This is a genomic window from Aurantibacillus circumpalustris (assembly GCF_029625215.1).
GTDB lineage: Bacteria > Bacteroidota > Bacteroidia > B-17B0 > Aurantibacillaceae > Aurantibacillus > Aurantibacillus circumpalustris.
In genome coordinates this window covers 3148225-3166083 of the sequence record NZ_CP121197.1, presented here as the reverse complement: position 1 = coordinate 3166083, position 17859 = coordinate 3148225, and the positions used below count along the sequence as shown (strand labels likewise).

Genomic DNA, 17859 nt, shown 5'->3' with positions numbered 1-17859 from the left:
GAGAAAATTGAATGGGTGAGATAAAAAAACAAAGTATTAACAATACCATACTGAGTTACGTTGGTGCTGGGATTGGTTTTTTAATCATCTACATACAGCCTCATTTAATTTCTTCAGCTGATATTGGCTTACTGAGATTACTTTACTCGTTTTCATGGATGGCAGCCATCATTATGCCTTTTGGCTTTGGTAGTGTCACCATGAAATTCTTCCCTAAAATTAAAAACGAAAGCAAAACTCATAATGGCTTATTCGCTTTATTATTACTCGTAGCATCTTTGGGAGCTTCGGTTATCGCCTCTCTTTTGTATTTAAATAAATATTTTTTTGTCGATTATTACAAAAAGTCTGCTGAATTTCCTGTTTACTTTAATGAAGCACTCATATTTGCATTTATTCTTTCTCTCATTTCATTGTATTCAGTTTATTCAGTTTCTCTTTTTAAAACAACTATTACCGTTTTTTTAACCGACATATTTACGAGATTAGGTCAGCTCTTTTTAATAATAATTTATCATTATGAAATTATCGACAAGCACACGCTTGTTTTATCATACATAGGTGTCTTTTTAGTTCAATTAATCTTATTGTTGTTTTATTTAGTTAGAAGCAAGGCTGTTTCTTTTAGAATTAACTGGAAGTTTTACAAAACCCTGCCACTCAAAGAAATTATCTTCTTTGCACTGTTAATGATGTTAACAGCATTTGCCTCTTTAGGTATTAAATTTATTGACCAATTAATGATCGGGCATTTTTTGAATGAAAATCTGGTGGGCGTTTATGCAACCTGTGTCATGATTTGTGCCATTATGGAAATTCCATTTAATAGTCTTGATCGTATTGCTCAGCCAAAAATTGCTTCGGCTTGGAGTATCAATGATGTCAAAGAAGTTGCTAAGATCTATGAAATGAGCAGTCGGTATATGTTTTTTGTTGGCGGATTTCTATTTTGTATTCTTTGGTCAAGTATCGACCTTATTTTTTTATTTTTGCCAGCGGAGTATTTGCAAGGAAAAACTGCCTTTTTTATAATTTCATTTTCCTCACTTTTTAATCTTTTAACAGGCGTTAATTCCTCTGTAATTTTATATTCACACAAGTATTTTGTCGCTTCTTTATTCTTATTCGCCTTAATTCTGGTAGCATTTATTGCAAACAATACTTTGATAAGTTTATACGGTATTTCTGGCGCTGCAATGAGCACGCTTATTGCAATAGCAACATTTAACTTACTTAAGTATATTTATATCCTTATTAGATTTAAAATGCAGCCTTTTTCAAAACACACCGGTTTTATTTTGGCATCCATTTTAGTGATTTCACTTGTTTTATTTTTGATGCCAAATTCATTACATCCATTTATTACAGCTGCAATAGGCTGTTCATTCACCGGAATAGTCTTTTCGGTAATGAACATAAAATACAATACAATTGAAGAAGTAAATAAAGTGTTCAGGAAATTTAAATTAATTAAGTAAACTGAGGATAAGTTATTATTTAGTTAACTACGATAATTTTCCCAGCAGTGTTCTGCCCCTTAAACGACGTGGTTTTGTAGATATAAACCCCCGTAGGCAGATGACTAATGTCTATTTGTTGATTAGGCTCACAAACTTCTTTTACTAGTACCAGACCGGACATTAAGTTATACAATTCTAATCTTAAATCGCCTTCACTTGATCGAACATGAATTTTTCCACTTGAAGGATTGGGATAAATACTAGTGGCTTGTGACAATTTATTTTCATTGATAGCAACATTGAGTAAAGAATATTGCACTACTAGTTTTGGTCTTTTGGCTTGATTACTATTCTTAGAAGATCCAAAAGTTAAAATTTTGCCGCAGCTTTCATTAAAGAGTCCTAATTCAAAACCGTAGTTTGTTTGAGGATTGGCTGTCATGTGACTCACCATCGCTGTGACATCAACGTTATAGTCCTGAGTGGAAGACATACTTTGTGCCAGCGTGGCCTGATCTACAGAAGTATTATTTGGTTCGGTATTCCAAGTAACTAGGCTGTTGGTCCAACTGGATGTGACGCGACGAATATAGCTGGAATTACTACCACTATGAGGAGGATTAACGTTGGAAACAGAATATAGAGTAAGATTAGCTGAAAGAATGACGGCACTAACGGGTATAGCCGATAAATCAAAACGCAGTAAGCTACGAGCAACAGAACAGTCTCCGCCAACTGTTAGAGCCTTGGCAAGAAGCTCTGACATAAAACTAAAATTCATTATAGAATAATTCTGTGGAGTATAGAAACCAATCGGTGTATCGAATCCATCTTCAGGTCCAGGCTGCAGAACCAAAGTGATTTGAGCTGTCGTACTGGTAAATGCCATAACAAAAACAACTGAGAATGGCAGTAATGGTTTAATTAATTGTGTTTTTTTTATGGTTAATTCTCTTTGTTTCAGAAAGAAGTTAAATGTCCAGGGTGCGATAATTTTAAAATTTCTCATTGGGTTAAGGTTTATTAAAGATAACAAAAAAAGTTTTCAAATTATTAAAAGGATTTTATTTAAAGATAGAGGAGTAGGGGGCTAAAATCCAAATACATGGAACTTTGTTTAAATAGATAACTTGGTATAGATTTATGTAAATTTGTCTATATGAAAATTAAATGCCGCTTGTCTTTTTTTCTACTTTTCGCTCAGTGTTTACTTCATTCGCAAACATTTCTCCGTGTAACCAATACTTCTTTCAATAATCCAAAAAGTTATGACATTTTTATAAATGAAGTTTTAGAATATAAATTAAAAGGCCAGTTTATTTTTCATAAGGCAAAACTTATTGCTATGAGTGATAGCACTCTTGTATTTGCTAACGACATAGAAGTTAAATGGAATCAGTTGAAAGCTTTAAGGGTAAACAAAAACAATCATCTAGTCTCATCTGTTAGTTTTATTTTTATTGCAGGTGGAGTTGTTTTTTTCTCGCTGAATACCATAAACAATATTATTATTGGCGATCAACCTGCATTAGATGCAAAAGCTGCATACATATCAGCGGCACTAGTTGTTACGGGCTATTTAATAAAGCAATTAGAAAAAAAACAACTGAGAATAAAAGAGAGTACTTATCTAAAAGTTTTAACTATAAATTATCAGGATTTAAATAAGAAAGACACGGGAGAATAATCTAATTAATCCTCTGTCTCTGCATCAAAACCATAATCACTGCTTCCTTCTCCATCTTCCGAATCGTCTTCAGATTCTTCTTCACCTTCTTCACCTTCAAGACTGTTTATATCATCTTCTTCAACAGCCTCTTCACCTGTATCCAAAGTTTTGTACACTTCTTCATCTTCCACATTCAAATCATCTAGTAAACCAGCCATTGCCATATCAGGACTTAACTCTTCCTTAGCCACATTAACTTGTTTGTATTGTTTTGGAGCGGTGCCATAACTTTTTACAATACTTGGATAAGTGATTTTTGGATTGTCTTCGACGATCTTAATCATTTCCAATAAAAAAGTCCATTGAACAATAGGATCAAAAACGTAAACAAATCGTTGATGCGGTTGCTCAATAAATTTTGCAATTTTTGTCTCAGACATTAACTTCTTAGGATCTACATTTTTTCGAATTTCTTCTTCTTCAAGCGGTAAATCTTCTTTTCTCAAAGTAATTTCCTGGCCTTTGCGCCAATAATCATCACTTACAAAGAATGCAGAAGCATGTTTTGAATCAAATTTAAAAGCTTCTTGAATTATGGTATGAAATTGTTCGAAGTTTTGTGCCGCTTTAATATCAATGTCCCTAAAAACATCTTCATTATCTTCAAGAAAAACTTTAAAACGATAAATAGCCATTTTAATTAGTTTTTGGTTTTGTATATTTCAGAATTCATTAGACCAATACGGTTAAAAAAATGTCTAAAAGACACTCCTAATACTCCAATTCCATATTTCATACTTCTCCTGAAATTAATTGAACTAGCTTCAGGAAAATACTTAGTAGGACAGGTTACCTCTGCAATATCAAAGCCTGCATAAAAAATTTGCGAAATCATTTGATTATCAAAAACAAAATCGTCAGAATTTGCATGGTAATTTATTTTTTGAATGACTTCTTTAGAAAATGCTCTATACCCCGTATGATATTCTGATAACTTTTGGTTTACCAAAACATTCTGTGTAAAAGTAAGAAAGCGATTAAAAATATATTTATACAAAGGCATTCCACCTTTTAAGGCTCCTTTTCCAAGGATACGTGAGCCAAAGGCTACAGGATAAAGATCATTCGCTATCAAATAACTTAAACTTGCAATGAGTTTAGGAGTATATTGATAATCTGGATGAAGCATGATAACAATATCAGCACCTAATTCCATAGCTGTGTCATAGCAGGTTTTTTGATTTCCACCATAACCTTTATTCTTTTCGTGGCGAATAACATGTTTAATCCCTATACTTTTTGCTACTTCTGAAGTATTGTCTTTACTATGGTCATCAACCAAAACTACATCATCAACAATATCAAAAGGAATCTCATCATAAGTTTTCTTCAAAGTCAACGCAGCATTGTATGCCGGAAGTACAGCAATTATCTTTTTTCCATTAATCATAGGTCAACAAAAATAACAAAGTTTGTTTAATTATATAAATTAAAAGTAAGTAAATAAATGTATTTTTATACACGAAATGGTGTTTCTGAAAAAACTACATACACTCACGCTGAGATCGTTTTTACCGCCATTTTTTGCAACATTATTCATAAGTGTTTTCTTGTTATTTCTAGCTCAAATTGTAATAACTTACCTCGATGATTTTATTGGCAAGGGACTAAAAACCATTGATTTAATGAGACTTTTTGCTTATGCGTGGATTGCAATTATTCCGCAATGCATTCCATTGGCTGTTTTATTAGCATCTATCATGAGTTTTGGAAATATGGCCGAAAACTATGAATTAGCAGCCATGAAATCATCTGGTTTATCTTTGTTTAAAATTGTTAAAGCAGTTTTTGTTTTAGTGCTAATACTCGCAGGACTTACATTCTTGTTCAATAATTTTGTTCTACCCATCGTTCATTTAAAATCAACAACCTTGTTGTATGATATCCGTCAAAAAAAGCCGGCAGTAAATATCAAAGAAGGCATCTTTTATAACGCAATTGATAATTATAGTCTCAGGGTTGGTAAAAAATCGCCAAAAAAGGATGTTTTGTATGATTTATACATCTATGATCACAGTTCGCACCTTGGTAATACCGTTCAAATGTATTCTGAGTCAGGTAAAATTACAACTACAGCCGACACTTCCGCACTGGTGCTCATTTTAAGAGATGGTAATCGTTATGAAGAAGGTACGAGCATAAACAGCTCATCCAAACACACATTTTCTCAGCTAAACTATAAGCAGTTACAGGTAAATATTCCGCTTGAAGATTTTAAGATGAAACGTACAAGTGAGGAGTTATTTAAAGGTCATGGAGAGATGCTGAATGTTTGGCAGATTGATTCCGTAATTGATTCAACTAAACGGATTCTGAATCGACGCTTCGATAATCTTAAATCACAATCGCTTATTTCATTTTATAGTAGAACGTCGGCTTTACAAAATAAAAAAGACTCTTTCCCGAATGTTAATGTTTTGGCTTTTTATGACAGTCTTAAATACGATCAATTTAATATGGCAATACAAAATGCCTTAAATATTAGTCGTACCGCTGCCGGAAATATTGATAATTATAGTTTGGGTTTAGAAAACGAAGACCGGCAATTAAAACAATATCTTATGGAATGGCATAAAAAAATCGTCGTCTGTTTTGCTTGTATAATTTTGTTTTTTATTGGTGCGCCTTTAGGAGCTATCATAAAAAAAGGTGGACTGGGCCTTCCAGTTATTGTATCAGTTATTTTCTTTCTAGCTTATTACATTCTCACCGAAATGTTTAATTCTCTAGCAATTGATTCTATTTTACCACCCTGGCAGGCTTTATGGGCACCACTTTTGATTTTTTTACCGATAAGTGTTTTTTTAACCATTAAGGCCGCAAATGATTCTGTTATTTTTGACGCCACTATTTATTACACTTGGGCTGGTAAATTATTTAGAAAAAAAGAGCGTGTTTAAAATCCTTCAAATAGCCAACAAAGCACCTTATCCCGCCAACGACGGAAGTAGTATTGCTATTTACAATATGGCGAAAGGATTTATTGAAAACAAAGTCGATCTCCATCTAATAAGTATAAATACTAAAAAACATTTTAAGCCTGATGGCGATGTTCCCAAAAAGTTTGCCGAAGAATCTCATTACACAACAGTCTATAGAAACACAAACACTTCAACATTCGGTGCTATTCTAAATCTTTTTACAAGTAACTCCTACTTTGTTTCACGCTTTTATTTTAATGCTTTTGAGAAGAAACTAATCGAATTATTAAAGAGCAACTCGTTTGATATCATTCAAATTGAGGGATTATTTATGGGCGTTTATATTGATACTATAAAAAAACATTCAACTGCTAAAATCGTTTTAAGAGCGCATAATATTGAGCATAATATCTGGAAGAGGCACATTGCACATGAAAAAATGAGTGTTAAGAAACTCTACCTTGGTATTCAAAATACTCGTCTTAAAAAGTTTGAAATGAAGGTTATTTCAAAAGTAGACGCCATTGTGCCAATAACGCGGACTGACGAAGCTGAATTTAAAAATATGGGATTTGTAAAGCCTATTTACACATGCATTACAGGGGTGGACGTTCAAAGTTATCTAACCAAAGGAGACTTAGTAGAAAAGGCAAAAACTATCTTTTATTTTGGATCTATGGATTGGCTTCCAAACCAAGAAGCTGCAAACTGGTTTCTTGATAATTGCTGGGATAAAGTTCATAAAGCTGTTCCAGAAGCTAAATTAATCATAGCGGGTAGGGGGATGCCTCTTGAATTTTTTCATATCACCCGTCCAAATGTGTTAATCATTGAAAATGTTGAAGATGGAAAAGCTTTTTTTCAACAGCATCAAATTATGATTGTGCCTCTTTGGTCTGGCAGCGGCTTAAGAATTAAAATAATCGAAGGTATGGCCTATGGAAAGGCGATTGTTAGTACTAGTATTGGCGCAGAAGGTATTAATTATACCAATAAGAAAAATATTTTAATTGCTGATAATGCAACTGATTTTTCAAATGCAGTTATTAAACTTCTAGAAAATCAAATGGTACGAAAAGAAATAGAAAAAAATGCTACAGAGTTTGCCAAATCTGAATTCGACAATTTTAAAGTAACCTCAAAACTAGTTGAATTCTATAATCAGTTATTGAATGCATAGTACTTTACTGATAATATTTTTTGTTTCGGGTATTTTGATTGTACACACTTATGTAATTTATCCATTAAGTATGATTTTGTTTTTCTCTAAAACAAAGAAAAAAATAGTTGAGTATTCAATCGAGGATGAATTGCCAAATGTTCTGGTTTTAATCGCAGCGTACAACGAAGAGAAAGTAATCGGAGAAAAAATTGATTCTGTGTTTAACTCAACTTACCCGCTAAAAAAAATAAAAGTTTATGTTGGGTCAGATGCTTCACAAGACAATACAGATAACATCGTTGAAAATTTAAAACAAAATTATCCAAATCTCGAACTAGTTAAATTTAGTGGTCGTGTTGGGAAAATTAGCATTATTAACCAATTGCAGTCGCTGGAAGATGCTGAAATATTAATTATGACTGATGCTAATGTTATTTTTAAACCGACAACAATTTTTGAATTGGTTAAAAAATTTAAAGATGAAAGAGTTGGTATTGTAGCAGCAAATATTTTTAAGGAATCTATTAATGACGAAGGAATTGCGATACAAGAAAAAAAATACCTTTCAATGGAGAATAAAATTAAAACGTGTGAAAGCAATGCTTTTAATTTGATTATGGGGGCCGAAGGTGGCTGTTATGCCATTAGAGATAATTTGTTTACTCAAGTGCCTCTTCGTTTTATTGTTGATGATTTTTATATAACCATGCAAGTTTTAAATAGGGGTAAATTTACTTTATTTAATCCAGACGCAATCTGTATAGAAGATTTACCAAGCGATACTGCAGGTGAATATAAACGCAAGGTCCGAATTTCTTCAGGTAATTTTCAAAATCTTTTCTTCTTCAAAAAACTACTCTTCGCAATTGGAAAACCTGTTAGCTACGCTTTTTGGTCACACAAGGTATTACGCTGGTTAACACCTTTTTTCCTGTTTATGAGTCTTAGTGTTTCTGCCGCTTTAATTTATTGGCATCCAATTTTTATTCCTTTGTTTTTCCTTCAACTGTTCGGGTTTTCATTTCCAGTCTTAGATCATTTGTTTAAATTTAAGAATTCAGGTTTAAAATTTATTAGTCACTTTTACATGATGAATCTTGCTCTCCTGGAGGGTTTTGTGAAATTTACAAAGGGTATAAAAACAAGTGTTTGGCAACCAATTAAGAGAAATGTTTAAAAGGGTCATTCATACCATAATATTTTTCGTCTTGTTTTTGGTGGCTTCCGGTCAAACCAGTAAAAAACAGATACAAGTTCGAAATGCAGATAATCTCACTTACGACGAATCTAAAAACAGCGCCAAGGTTCTAAGTGGTCATGTTATTTGTGAACACGAAGGAGCCTTATTATACTGTGATACAGCATACATTTACTCGGAAACAAACCAAATGATAGCCCGTGGAAACATCTTAATTACCAAAGGAGATAGCATAACAGTTACAGGCGATCGACTCCTTTATGATGGTAAAACCAGAATTGCGACGCTCGAAAGAAATGTAAAATGCGTTGAAAAAGACATGACACTTACTACCAATCTTTTGACTTTTGATGTAGGTGCATCGGTTGCCAATTATTATAATGGCGGCACTATTGTAAACAAAGAAAACACTCTAGTGAGTAAAAACGGACACTATTATTCAGCCACAAAGGAAGCTACGTTTCATTACGATGTCGTGTTAACAAACCCTGATTATAAAATGAATTCCGACACTTTAAAATATAAAGTACCGACTAGGACTTCCTACTTTCTTGGACCAAGTATTATTCTCAGTAAATCAGACTACATCTATTGTGAAAATGGTTGGTACGATACTAATAAGGAAAATGCAGCCTTTAGTAAAAATGCCGTTTTGGTTACTTCCCAGCAAAAACTTAGAGGTGATAGTTTGTTTTATGATCGCACTCTAAAGTATGGTAGAGCATTTAGAAACGTTACAATGGTTGACACCTCTCAAAAGTCAATAATTTACGGCGATTACGTTGAATACAGAGAATTAAAATCGGAGGCACTCGTTACTAAGAAGGCTATATATGCTAGAATACTTGAAGAGGATACAGTTTTTATTGCCGCAGATACTTTATACCACAGAGATATTGATTCAGTAAACAATTTTTTAAATGCATTTCATCATGTAAAGATTTTTAAAAAAAATCTTCAAGCTATTTGCGATTCAGCCACAATGAATACGCAGGATTCGCTAATGCAATTGTTTAACACACCTGTTCTTTGGAGCACGAATGCTCAGGCCACTTCTAAAATAATTAAAGTGGATATTGGTAAAAACAAGATTAAAGGATTTCATCTGGAGGGAAAAGCATTTTTAATACAACAGGTAGATAGCCTTCATAATAAAGACAAGTATAATCAACTCGCGGGTAAAACCATTGATGGCATAATAACTGAAGACTCCATTCGAAGGGTAATAGTTAGCGGTAGTGCCGAAATTATGTATTACCCAAAAAACGAATCTAAACTTATTGGACTCAATAAAACAGGTTGTACAGAGATTTACATGTGGTTAAAAAAAGGTGAGATGGACCGTGTAGCTATGAAACCTAAAACTGAAGGGAACATTGATCCAGTTAAGGATGTAGATATTGAAAATGCAAAACTTAAAGGATTCAATTGGCAGTATTCAAAACGTCCGCTTTCAAGGTTCGAACTGCATTCAAAACCAAAAGAAGGGCTGAAAAATTAATCGAAATCTTTTATGAGAGCTGGACGCTGTGTTATTTCGTGGTAACAAATACAATTTTCTTTAAAGTAATGTAACACCATGCTTTTTCTAGTCGTTTCTGGATTTTTGTGCTTTTCACCACCATGAAAAAGATTAGCATGCCAAATTAATAAATCACCTTTTTTTGCTTTGAAAATTTCTTTCTTCAGTCCGAGCTCTTCGATTTTCTTCCCTATCATTTTTTCGTACTCTGAATACGATTTGTTACCAATCAAAAAAGAATTTCCTTCGTTCTTGTAATCTTTATTCAGATAATACGGAAGTTTGTGGCTGCCTGGATAGTAATGCAATGGTCCATTTTCATCATCAACATCTTCCAGTGCTATCCAAACGCCCAATAATCCCCCAAGAGGATAAGTGGTCATGTGAATGGAATCAGAATGTGTATCCTGTTCGCTTCCTTTAATAAAATTAATACTCTGAAACAGAACAGAATTACCATTGAGCAAAACAGACAACAACTCATGTAACGTTTCATTATTACCGATAGAATTTAAAAGTTCAGACACGTGAATCGCAAACATAATCTTGCCGCCATAACCAAACTTTACCTTTTTATCTTTTAGTAAATTTTCAATATTTAGATTTATTTTATAGACTGTTTCAGAAGATAAATAGTTTTTTAAAATGCTAAATCCTTTATCATTAAATTCAAGTAGACTTTTTTGATTTTCACTATCAACTGATTTAAAGAGTTTTGTTTGTTTTAATTTGGTTTCATCAACAGATACGTGACTAACTTCGGCCGAGAGATTCTCAAAATCTTTGCTTGAAACAGGTGAATAATATTTTTTACGGATGCCCAGTTTTTTATAGAGTGCTTCGTTATGATGCAGTTCTTTTCTGTGAAAAAAATTGTAAACCGAATAGGCTAACTTTAAACGTCTTATTATCTCAATCATCGTTCTAAATAAAAGAAATTTAATTTAAGAAAATAAGGCTTTTAATTCCGTTGCGTCGTCTGCTTTCATTCTACCAGCTATAACCAAAGATAATTGTCTTCTGCGCAAGGCGCCATCAAAACGTTTTTTATCACTTTCAGTTTCAGGAACAATAGGCGGAACGGGCAGGGGAGAACCATTTTGATCAATGGCAACGAAAGTAAGAATAGCTTCGTTACATTTTGTTTTAGCACCAGTTGTTGTATTTTCAACAAATACATCCACAAACACTTCCATACTACTAGTAAATGCTCTACTTACTTTAGCATCTAAGGTTACTATACTATTTTGTTTTATTGGATTATCGAAAGAAACGTGATTTATGGCTGCTGTCACTACAACACGACCGCAATGCCTTTGTGCAGCAATGGCAGCAGTTATGTCAACCCATTGCATGAGTTTTCCTCCAAAAAGATTTCCTACATGGTTCGTATCGTTTGGGAGTACAACCTCTGTATTAATGGTTGCTGATTGTGCGGGTGTTTTTGATTTCATAAGTGTAATTCTTCGCGCAAAGTTAACTATTATACCTTACTTTTGTCCATGGATTTTTCATACATAAAAGCACTTCACATTATTTTTGTAGTTTGTTGGTTTGCTGCACTTTTTTACATTGTTCGACTTTTTATCTACACAGCCGAAGCTCAAAAAAAAGACGATATCGCTAAACCAATTTTAACTGAGCAATTACTCATAATGCAAACCAAACTTTGGTACATTATAGGTTGGCCTTCTTTATTTGGAACATATATATTTGGATTTTGGATGCTTTGGGAAAACCCTTCGTATCTCGAATTTTCATGGATGTGGTTAAAACTAATTGCCGTTGGAGTATTAACTGTTTACCATTTTGGGTGTCAACGAATTTTATCACAACAAAAGAAAGGTCTCTTTAGACTTTCATCTCTTAAACTTAGATTATTAAACGAATTAGCGACTGTTTTGCTCGTAGCAATTGTATTTTTAGTGGTTGTTAAATCTACCTCAGGCCTTTTTGTAGGGCTCTTAGGCCTTTTAGGTTTCGCTGCAACATTAATGATTGGAGTTCTTATTTACAAGAAAAGTCGTAAGCAAGATAAAATAGATGAGTTAACAAAGAAAATAGATAGTACTTCTAATGGGAAAAGAGAATAAATGAATTATTGTTTTATTTATTCGCCGCTTTTTATCCAAGCATGTGGAAACCGATCCTTTAGTTCTTGAAGTCTTTCAATCGCTTCGTCTTTTGTAGAATAACTGCCATTACTCACCACGTACATTCCCTTATTATTTTGACCAGTTACTTCTGCGTTTACTTTTTGTTTTGAAAGTTTTTTGATCATTCGTTTTGCGTTTTGCAAAACTGTAAAACAACCCAATACTATTTCATATTTTCCCGACTTTACACTTGTGTATTTAACTGAATTTAAGCGGTTTAAGTCAGTTGAATTATTACTGTTATTAAACACATTTACAGCGATTTTCTTTGAGTTTTCCAGCTCTATATTGGCAATACCATTTGCATCAGCTACATAAGTCGATGCATTAACTGTATTGTTTTGAAGTTTAAGCTCAGGATAACTAAGAGCAACATAACTTCTTTTTGATTCACTACCGAATAAAGAAGATCGCAGTTCACCGTTAACCGGAAAATTATTTACAAGTAAACCCAACACACTCACAAATAAAATTGCTATTAAAAGTGGAGTTACCATTTTTCCATAGCTTCTTTTAGTTTTTGGCAACAGCAACAGTGGTGAAGTGGGTTCTTCGGTATGTTTTACCCTGTCTACAAATACAGTTTCTTTTTTAGGTTCAACAACCTTATTTTCAAGTTCTTTAATTGAAACTGCACCTAAACCAAAACTTGAACTAAGAAAATTTGAATCTTGTTGTGGTTCAAAACAAATATTATTTTCGAAATCGAGATAAAAAAAGCCAATTCCCTCAATAGACAATCGTCTTTTAGCAGTCAAAATCCCTGAGCAAAACTCTGAGAAATCATTTAAATGCGCTGTAGCTTCAATTGCTGTACATTTTAGTGCGTTTTGCAACCAGCTCGATAAAATACCGTCATTTTGCTTCAACTGGGCATTAAAACTTACTGTTTTTGATGGCGGGAGCAGTAATCCACCTGAAACCGAAATGTGAGCAGCCCTTGATTTAAGTACAAACCCTCCAAAATTTGGCAAAACAAGGTAATCGTTAAAGAACAATTGCTCTTTAATACCTCGTATTATGGATTGTTGAACGCTCATTTTAGGGTCACAAATGTAAACTTCTATTTCAAATATAAAGAATGAAATTTACTGTGAATCATTTTTTTATTAAATACTTTCAAATATAGCGAGCCATTATAATGATTATAGTAATTTTGCGCCGCTTATGATTTTTAAAATAAACAAATTCTCCTTTTTTCTATTAGTTTTTTTTACACTTTTAAGAACTGGTTATTCTCAAAAAGCTGAGTTAACGTGCGAAGAAATAATTACAAAGAGTCTTAAATCAATAAAAGAACTTAAAGGGTTAAAATACCATCTTAAAATTACAGAACGGGGTAAAAAAGGATATAACTTTTATGAAAGCGTGGTTAAATTTAGCCGAAACCCGCGTCTCATTTATTTGTATATCAAAGGTATTGAGGTGCTTTGGGTGCAAGGACAAAATCAGGGTAGAGCGTTAGTAAAACCTAATTCATTTCCCTATTTCAATTTAAATTTGGACCCAATGGGAAATTTAATGCGACAAGATCAACATCATACGCTCAATGAAATGGGATATGATTATTTCGGCAACATCATTCAAAATACAATCGATAAACTAGAAGATAAATTTGATCACGTTTTTTCCGTTGATGGTGAAGATCGTGTCAATAATAGACCATGTTATAAGATTTTAATTGATAATAAGGATTTTAAATATATAGATTATACTATCGGTGAAGGTGAAAGTATAACCTCCATTGCCCGTAAATTTCATATTGCAGAGTATATGATTCTTGAAAAAAATCCGAAATTCAGAGACTATTTTGATATTCTTAAAACTGGACAACAAATTAAAATTCCGAATTGGTATGCCAAAACAGTAATAATGTATGTTGATCAACTTTATTTTTTACCCATCAGTATTAAGGTTTTTGATGATAAAGGTTTGTTCGAAGAATACAACTATCATTTTCTGCAGGTAAATCCAAAGTTTGACGATAAAGAGTTTTCAAAAACATACAAAGATTACGGATTCTAATCTCAAAATTTGTCTTATACGTATTTTATTTTTATCTTTGTCGTATAAAAAATTATACCATGGATGCCAAAGTTACTTTATCGTTTAACAAGGTCATTATTGAAAAAGCCAAGCTATATGCCGAAACTCAAAACATGAGTCTTTCTCGCATGTTAGAGCTAATTCTCGATAAAATCACTTCTAAACAGTATGCTTCCATCGAAGATTTTCCAATTTCAGATTGGGTAGCAAATATTGCCGAAGGTAAAGCTGAGTATACAACTCCATCTAAAAGTCGGTCAAAGCTTAAAGCGCAGTACCATAATCGTAAAAAATAAACAGCTTTTCCGTGAAAGTATTTCTAGACGCGAATGTTTTAATTTCTGTTTTAAACAAAGAATATCCAGTTTTTACTTATAGTTCAAGAGTACTCAGTTTAACCGAAAGCACTCGTTTTAAGTTATATACCTCGCCAATTTGCCTGGCGATAGCGTTTTATTTTTCCGAGAAAAAATCAGGAACTCTCGTAGCCCGACAAAAATTAAATATTCTTTCTCAAAAATTAAATTTTACTGCGGTAGGTCCAAAATCTGTTGAGTCAGTCGTGAAGAATAAGAAAATACATGACCTTGAAGACGGCTTACAATATTATTCTGCTATTGATAGCGGTTGTGTCTGTATTGTAACAGAAGATCAATCTGACTTCTACTTTTCAGAAATAGAAGTGTTAACAAGTCGAGCTTTTCTCGAAAATTATATTTTTTAAATATCCTGTTTCTTTTTATTATCTTTAAATGATTGAAAAATAATCTATTCATATTAAGTTTTATAGTAATTTCAATGTTCTCATGCGCTAAAAAAATTGTACCAGCAGATCCTTCCATTCAAGGTTTAGAATATTACCCAACTACATCGGGAACTTATGTTGTTTATGACATAGACAGCACTGTTTATACACAACTTCCAAAAGATACACTAGTTTATAAATATCGCATTAAAGAAAAAATAGCAGATTCTTACACTGACAATTTAGGTCAACCTGCAATAAGACTTGAACGCTACATAAAAAGGTACAACCCATTAATGTCTTATGATAGCATTCCATGGACAGTTAAAGAAGTCTGGATGGTTAACACAAGTAATACTAATATACAAGTTGTTGAATCCAACGTTAGATATACCAAGTTAATTTTTCCAGTTTCAGAAAAAACAAGTTGGAATGGAAACGCAAATAACACTTTTCCAGAGTTAGATTATTACTACGACTATATCGATCGCCGCGAAGTAATAAATGGTATTTTGCTCGAAAAAGTTCTTCTTGTGAAACAAAAAGATTACAGAACACATATATCTTACGAGTATTATGTTGAAAAATATGCTGCTGGAATTGGTTTGGTCTCAAGAGAAATTAAAGATCTTTTATCAAATACAATTATTGCAAACATACTCGTTGAAGACAGAATCGGAAGCGGTATTATCTACAAACAAACTTTGGTTACTTATGGTCATGAATAAAAAAAACACTTCATTTTTAATTGCATTCCTTTTCCTTTTTTCGGGTTTAAACCTTTTTGGTCAATTCAAGTATTGGGTGACATTTACCGACAAAATTGGTACGCCTTTTACATTATCAAATCCGTCTACCTTTCTTACTCAAAAATCTATCGACCGAAGAACGACCTATAATATACCTCTTGATGCAACTGATTTACCGGTTAACCCAACATATATCAGTCAAATTGAAAGCGTTCCCAATGTAACGGTTTTGTATGCTTCCAAATGGCTAAACGGTGTTGTTGTTTCTGTTCCAAGCAGATCGCAAGCGGTTACTGCTTTAACCACAATTAGAACGTTTAGTTTTGTGCTAGATACCAATAAAGTTAAAAGGTATCATATAAATAATAACGATCCTGTAGAAATTAATCCAAAGTCAGAATTTCCAGTTGCACGTTCTTCAAGTAATACTTCAAGTGCTTATAGTTACGGTGGTTCTTATTGGCAAACAGAACAGTTAAATCTAATACCTCTTCACGAAAGTGGTTATCGAGGGCAGGGTATGACGATTGCGGTTCTTGATGCTGGATTTACTACTGTTGATACATATCACGTATTTGATAGTTTAAGAAATAGAGGAGGTATTCTTGGAACCCGAAATTTTGTTGATGGCGGAACTAATGTTTATTCGGGTAGTAACCATGGAACAATGGTACTCTCTTGTATTGCCGGCAATAAACCTGGCAGAATTCTAGGATCCGCGCCACTTGCTAATTTTTGGTTATTTCGAACAGAAGAAGCAGCGGGAGAAACCATCAGTGAAGAATACAATTGGATACGCGGAGCTGAATTTGCAGATAGTGTTGGGGTAGATATTCTTACCACTTCTCTAGGATATACAGATTTTGATGATCATAACATGGATCACACCTATGCGACACTTACAGGAAGAAAAGCGCCTATGAGCATCGCCGCAAATATGGCAGCTCGTAAAGGGCTGTTCGTTTTAAACGCTGCTGGCAACGAAGGGGCAGCTGCATTTCATTACATCAGTATTCCAGGCGACGCCGATAGCATCTGTACGGTGGGAGCTGTCGATAGTTTAGATCGTGTGGCGGCTTTTAGCTCTGTTGGTCCTACATTTGACGGACGCATTAAACCAGACTTAGTGGCAAGGGGAGTAGGCTCATGGGTGAGCGATGGAAATTATGACGGATTTCCCGGCAACGGCACCTCATTTGCTACGCCTATTTTAGCTGGCGCTGTGGCTTGTTTCTGGCAAGCTCATAAAGATTATAATAACATCAAGGTTTTAGAGACACTCAAAAAAGAAGCAAATAATCACTGCGTGCCAAATAACTCTCGCGGTTGGGGTTTGCCTAAAATGGCACCTTATAAATTCGAATTAAAATCTTCAGCATTTCTCAATTGTAAACATGATCATTCTGGTATTCTCATAAAATTTACAGCTGCGTCAACCATAGCTGTGTCCGATTCGGCTTATACAAAGGCCGATGGTACCTATTCAGTTGGACTTAGCAAGGGTAAGTATAAAATTTCCTTCGCAAAAAACAATTATTACGACGTAGATAAAAGTGATACGCTTTCAATACTTATCGATTGTTCACCAAATTCAGTGAGTACTTTATCATTATTGCCATTACCCACAGCACCGTTGAAATTTGAACTAAAATCCTCCGCATTGTTAAATGCCAAAATTGATCATTCTGGCATTCTTGTAAAATTTACAAGCCTATCAAGTCTTGCGCAAAGCGATTCAACCTACACCGACTTTAACGGAACATATTCTATTACACTCAATAAAGGTTTGTATAAAATTTCATTTTCAAAAAAGTACTATAACGATTTAAATAATAACGACACGCTTGCACTCTTAACAGACTGTTCTTCCACTTCAATAAACTCCGTAACTCTGGTTCCGTTGCCCTCAGCACCAAAAGTGGATTTTGATTTTACTGGATTTGCCGATCCAACTGATTTGCAAATGACCATAAGATTAACAGATGCAGGTTACGAATTCATAACCATAGAAATCGCTGACCTTATGGGTCACACACTTTCAAAGCTCGATTATAACCCATATAACCTCATGATGACCTATGATATAAGCAGTCTGGCCGACGCCATCTACATAATAAAAGTGCAAACGAATAAAGGAACTAAAGTAAAAAAGATTCTCAAATTATAGCGAG

Annotated in this window: 18 protein-coding genes; 12 read left to right on the top strand and 6 right to left on the bottom strand. The window is 33.7% G+C overall.

Translation table 11 applies throughout. The features are described from left to right. Positions 1–11 precede the first annotated feature (11 nt). Positions 12–1478: an MATE family efflux transporter gene (locus P2086_RS13285; RefSeq protein ID WP_317897230.1), complete on the top strand. Its 1467-nt coding sequence runs from the start codon at positions 12–14 to the stop codon at positions 1476–1478. A gap of 19 nt (positions 1479–1497) precedes the next feature. Here the strand turns inward: P2086_RS13285 and P2086_RS13280 are convergent, their stop codons facing one another. Beyond that, complete coding sequence (locus tag P2086_RS13280; RefSeq protein WP_317897229.1) at positions 1498–2496, bottom strand: DNRLRE domain-containing protein; 999 nt, start codon at positions 2494–2496, stop codon at positions 1498–1500. Between the two features lie 123 nt (positions 2497–2619). Between P2086_RS13280 and P2086_RS13275 the strand changes: the two genes are divergently transcribed. Next, on the top strand, positions 2620–3147 hold the full coding sequence (locus P2086_RS13275; protein WP_317897228.1) for a hypothetical protein: 528 nt from the start codon (positions 2620–2622) through the stop codon (positions 3145–3147). Between the two features lie 5 nt (positions 3148–3152). On the opposite strand, the gene P2086_RS13270 is transcribed toward P2086_RS13275, so the two are convergent. Beyond that, the gene (locus tag P2086_RS13270; protein ID WP_317897227.1) at positions 3153–3824 is read right to left on the bottom strand and encodes an IS1096 element passenger TnpR family protein; all 672 of its coding nucleotides are present in this window, start codon (positions 3822–3824) and stop codon (positions 3153–3155) included. A gap of 5 nt (positions 3825–3829) precedes the next feature. Continuing rightward, on the bottom strand, positions 3830–4579 hold the full coding sequence (locus tag P2086_RS13265) for a glycosyltransferase family 2 protein (protein ID WP_317897226.1): 750 nt from the start codon (positions 4577–4579) through the stop codon (positions 3830–3832). A 76-nt stretch (positions 4580–4655) separates the two neighbouring features. Between P2086_RS13265 and P2086_RS13260 the strand changes: the two genes are divergently transcribed. The 4 genes from P2086_RS13260 to P2086_RS13245 are packed head-to-tail and all read left to right on the top strand — an operon-like array spanning position 4656 to position 9971. After that, complete coding sequence (locus tag P2086_RS13260) at positions 4656–6089, top strand: LptF/LptG family permease (RefSeq protein WP_317897225.1); 1434 nt, start codon at positions 4656–4658, stop codon at positions 6087–6089. After that, complete coding sequence (locus tag P2086_RS13255; protein ID WP_317897224.1) at positions 6082–7290, top strand: glycosyltransferase family 4 protein; 1209 nt, start codon at positions 6082–6084, stop codon at positions 7288–7290. Before P2086_RS13260 ends, P2086_RS13255 begins: the two co-directional genes overlap by 8 nt. Continuing rightward, the gene (locus tag P2086_RS13250) at positions 7283–8449 is read left to right on the top strand and encodes a glycosyltransferase (RefSeq protein ID WP_317897223.1); all 1167 of its coding nucleotides are present in this window, start codon (positions 7283–7285) and stop codon (positions 8447–8449) included. Before P2086_RS13255 ends, P2086_RS13250 begins: the two co-directional genes overlap by 8 nt. Next, complete coding sequence (locus P2086_RS13245; protein WP_317897222.1) at positions 8442–9971, top strand: OstA-like protein; 1530 nt, start codon at positions 8442–8444, stop codon at positions 9969–9971. The genes P2086_RS13250 and P2086_RS13245 overlap by 8 nt, the downstream gene beginning before the upstream one ends. Here P2086_RS13245 and P2086_RS13240 read toward each other — a convergent pair. Further along, on the bottom strand, positions 9968–10912 hold the full coding sequence (locus P2086_RS13240; RefSeq protein ID WP_317897221.1) for a phytanoyl-CoA dioxygenase family protein: 945 nt from the start codon (positions 10910–10912) through the stop codon (positions 9968–9970). The genes P2086_RS13245 and P2086_RS13240 overlap by 4 nt on opposite strands. A gap of 24 nt (positions 10913–10936) precedes the next feature. Beyond that, a complete protein-coding gene (locus P2086_RS13235; RefSeq protein WP_317897220.1) occupies positions 10937–11446 on the bottom strand; it encodes an acyl-CoA thioesterase in 510 nt (169 codons plus the stop codon). 48 nt (positions 11447–11494) lie between these two features. On the opposite strand from P2086_RS13235, the gene P2086_RS13230 reads away from it, so the two are divergent. Next, positions 11495–12085 carry a CopD family protein gene (locus P2086_RS13230; RefSeq protein ID WP_317897219.1) on the top strand — a complete coding sequence of 197 codons (591 nt, stop codon included), beginning with the start codon at positions 11495–11497 and terminating at the stop codon, positions 12083–12085. A gap of 17 nt (positions 12086–12102) precedes the next feature. Here the strand turns inward: P2086_RS13230 and P2086_RS13225 are convergent, their stop codons facing one another. After that, on the bottom strand, positions 12103–13188 hold the full coding sequence (locus tag P2086_RS13225; RefSeq protein WP_317897218.1) for an HU domain-containing protein: 1086 nt from the start codon (positions 13186–13188) through the stop codon (positions 12103–12105). A 127-nt stretch (positions 13189–13315) separates the two neighbouring features. Between P2086_RS13225 and P2086_RS13220 the strand changes: the two genes are divergently transcribed. Genes P2086_RS13220 through P2086_RS13200 form a run of 5 tightly spaced genes read left to right on the top strand, consistent with a single transcriptional unit; the run spans position 13316 to position 17855 of the window. After that, positions 13316–14173 carry a DUF1571 domain-containing protein gene (locus tag P2086_RS13220; RefSeq protein ID WP_317897217.1) on the top strand — a complete coding sequence of 286 codons (858 nt, stop codon included), beginning with the start codon at positions 13316–13318 and terminating at the stop codon, positions 14171–14173. Between the two features lie 59 nt (positions 14174–14232). After that, positions 14233–14490 carry a DUF6364 family protein gene (locus P2086_RS13215; protein ID WP_317897216.1) on the top strand — a complete coding sequence of 86 codons (258 nt, stop codon included), beginning with the start codon at positions 14233–14235 and terminating at the stop codon, positions 14488–14490. Positions 14491–14501: 11 nt separating this feature from the next. Further along, the gene (locus P2086_RS13210; RefSeq protein ID WP_317897215.1) at positions 14502–14918 is read left to right on the top strand and encodes a type II toxin-antitoxin system VapC family toxin; all 417 of its coding nucleotides are present in this window, start codon (positions 14502–14504) and stop codon (positions 14916–14918) included. A gap of 32 nt (positions 14919–14950) precedes the next feature. Beyond that, positions 14951–15667 carry a hypothetical protein gene (locus tag P2086_RS13205; RefSeq protein ID WP_317897214.1) on the top strand — a complete coding sequence of 239 codons (717 nt, stop codon included), beginning with the start codon at positions 14951–14953 and terminating at the stop codon, positions 15665–15667. Beyond that, a complete protein-coding gene (locus P2086_RS13200) occupies positions 15660–17855 on the top strand; it encodes a S8 family serine peptidase (protein ID WP_317897213.1) in 2196 nt (731 codons plus the stop codon). The genes P2086_RS13205 and P2086_RS13200 overlap by 8 nt, the downstream gene beginning before the upstream one ends. Positions 17856–17859: the final 4 nt, after the last annotated feature.